Genomic DNA, 2,591 nt, shown 5'->3' with positions numbered 1-2,591 from the left:
GTAAGCGGCTCGGCCCGACCGTTTCGCCATGCTGACTTTTCCAAAGCATGATGAGGGCGTTCAGATCAACGGAGCCAGTCAGCCATGTCGAACGCAGGGGGCGCAGCCCATCCCCGTCGCACGTACGCGCGAAAATTCAAGCAGCAGGTGATCAGAGAGACGTTGGTGCCTGGCATGTCGGTGTCGATTGTTGCGCGCCGGCACGACATCAACGCCAATGTAGTGTTCGGATGGCGCAAGCAATATCGTGAAGGCAAGCTCGTCGTCCCTGCACTCGACGTTGCGCCGAGCATGCCATGCACGGAACTGCTGAGCGTCGACGTGATCGACTCGGCATTGGTACTTCGGGCGCCGGAGCCGACAGTGATGTCAGAGGCGATGAGCAGCGTACCGATGCCGACGCCCGTGTGCGAGATCGAGGTGGAGATCGGCAAGCGGCGCGTGAAGATTCGCGGCCTGTCTGCCGAGCGCACCGAAGCGTTCCTGCAGGAATGTCTGAAGTGATCGCGCTGCCGGCAGGTACGCGTATCTGGCTAGCGGCCGGCGTGACCGACATGCGCTGCGGGTTCCAGGGGCTGGCCGCGAAGGTGCAGACAGCACTCGAAGAAAATCCGCTGGGCGGCCACCTGTTCATCTTCCGCGGGCGTCGCGGCGATCTCGTGAAGCTGCTTTGGGCGACTGATGACGGACTCTGGTTGCTCGCAAAACGATTGGAGCGAGGCCGTTTTATCTGGCCCCAGGCCGATGGCGGAAAGATCCATCTGACGAGCGCCCAGCTTTCGATGCTGCTCGAGGGCATCGACTGGCGGCAGCCGCGACGCACTGCCGCGCTGTCGATGTTGTAAACCGCGAAGAAGACTCGTAAACTGCAACGCATGTCCCAACATGCGCCGCTTCCCGCCACCGTCGCTGAGCTCCAGGCTCTGGTGCTCGAGCAGCAAGCATCGCTCGCGAACATGGTGCGGGAGATCGCCGCCCGCGACGACGAGATCGACCGACTGAAGGCGCAGATCGACAAGCTCAGGCGGATGCACTTCGGGAGCAAGTCCGAGAAACTGGCCCGGCAGATCGATAAGCTCGAAGCGCAGTTGGAAGACCTGACGGCCGGCCAAGGGGCGGCAGAGGCGCGAGGACAACGAGACAAAGCATCGAAGGGACCATCCGATCGAGGGCCCACGCGAGAACCCCTGCCGCCGCACTTGCCGCGCGACGAGATCGAACTCACACCTGATTCGGCTTGCCCCATATGCGCGACTGCAATGCAGTGGCTCGGCGAGGATGTCTCCGAGCAACTCGCCCGCGTGGCGGCCGCGTTCAAAGTGATCCGCACGATCCGCCACAAGCTGTGTTGCCCCGATTGCGGCCACATCGAACAGCCCGCGATGCCTAGCCTGCCGATCGAGCACAGCATCGCGCATCCGAGCTTGCTGGCCGATATTGCGGTGTCGAAGTTCGCTGATCATCAGCCGCTGTATCGCCAATCGGAGATTGCGGCACGCGATGGAGTGACGTTGGATCGCGGCAGCATGGGCCGCTGGCTCGGGCAGATTGCCCAGCTCTGTGTACCGCTCGTTAAAGAGATCCAGCGCTACGTGTTGGTTTCCGAAAAGGTACACGTTGACGACACGCCGGTCGCGGTGCTCGCGCCAGGCAACGGTAAGACGGTGACCGGCCGCTTCTGGGTCTACGTGCGCGACGATCGTCGCTCGGGTTCGGCTGAGCCTGCTGCGGTATGGTTCGACTTCTCCTCGGATCGCAAAGGCATCCACCCTCAAACCCGGCTCGCCGCATTCCACGGCATCGTGCAGGCCGATGCTTACTCGGGGTTCGATCAACTGTACGCAAGCGGCGAGATCCACGAAGCGGCATGCTGGGATCACGCAAGGAGGTACATCTATGATGTTCACGCGCGCACGCCGACTGCGGATACCCAGCAGCTGCTCGAGATGATCGGCGAGCTCTACAGCATAGAAGCCGACATCCGTGGCAAGGAACCAGACGAGCGTCTGCGCGTGAGGCGAGAGAAGAGCAAGCCATTGCTCGTTAAGTTCGAAACGACGATCAGGGCAAAACTCACGACGCTGTCAACGAAGTCCGCGCTCGCCAAGGCGATCAACTACTCGCTGAACCACTGGGCAGCCCTCACGTTCTACTGTGAAGACGGTCGGGCCGAGATAAGCAATGTGCTTGCCGAAAACGCCTTGCGCTGTGTCGCGCTCGGACGCAAAAATTATCTGTTCGTCGGCTCCGACAGCGGGGGCGAGCGGGCCGCCGCGATGTATAGCTTGATCGGGACGTGCAAGCTCAACGGAATCAACCCGCGTGCCTACCTAGAATACATCCTGACCCACATCGCTGATCACAAGATCTCTCGCATCGACGAATTGCTGCCTTGGAATGTGGCTGACAAACTAAAACCCCTCACCCCGCCACAATCTCAATCCGGTAGATCTGGATAGATTTGGATGGATCGTCCCCATGATCGCCGATCGTGGACACGATCTCCCTTGATCTATACGGACTCCAACACGCCATCGCCATCATGCCTCACTCGCGCGCGCGTGAGGACACGGCCCAGCCGAGCCGCTTAC

At 61.2% G+C, this 2,591-nt stretch carries 3 protein-coding genes; all 3 read left to right on the top strand.

The window, feature by feature from the left end:
• Window positions 1-84 precede the first annotated feature (84 nt).
• From BSU04_RS28540 to tnpC, 3 genes are read left to right on the top strand one after another with little or no spacing between them, the layout of a single operon-like run.
• Window positions 85-504 carry a transposase gene (locus tag BSU04_RS28540; RefSeq protein WP_089163721.1) on the top strand — a complete coding sequence of 140 codons (420 nt, stop codon included), beginning with the start codon at window positions 85-87 and terminating at the stop codon, window positions 502-504.
• Complete coding sequence (gene tnpB, locus BSU04_RS28535; protein ID WP_075358736.1) at window positions 501-845, top strand: IS66 family insertion sequence element accessory protein TnpB; 345 nt, start codon at window positions 501-503, stop codon at window positions 843-845. Before BSU04_RS28540 ends, tnpB begins: the two co-directional genes overlap by 4 nt.
• 30 nt (window positions 846-875) lie before the next feature.
• Window positions 876-2,459, top strand: coding sequence for an IS66 family transposase (gene tnpC / locus BSU04_RS28530; RefSeq protein ID WP_089163720.1), 1,584 nt, complete (start codon window positions 876-878; stop codon window positions 2,457-2,459).
• Window positions 2,460-2,591 lie beyond the last annotated feature (132 nt).

It is taken from the genome of Caballeronia sordidicola (assembly GCF_002220365.1).
Taxonomy (GTDB): Bacteria; Pseudomonadota; Gammaproteobacteria; order Burkholderiales; family Burkholderiaceae; genus Caballeronia; species Caballeronia sordidicola_C.
This window is presented reverse-complemented; position numbering and strand designations above follow the sequence as displayed.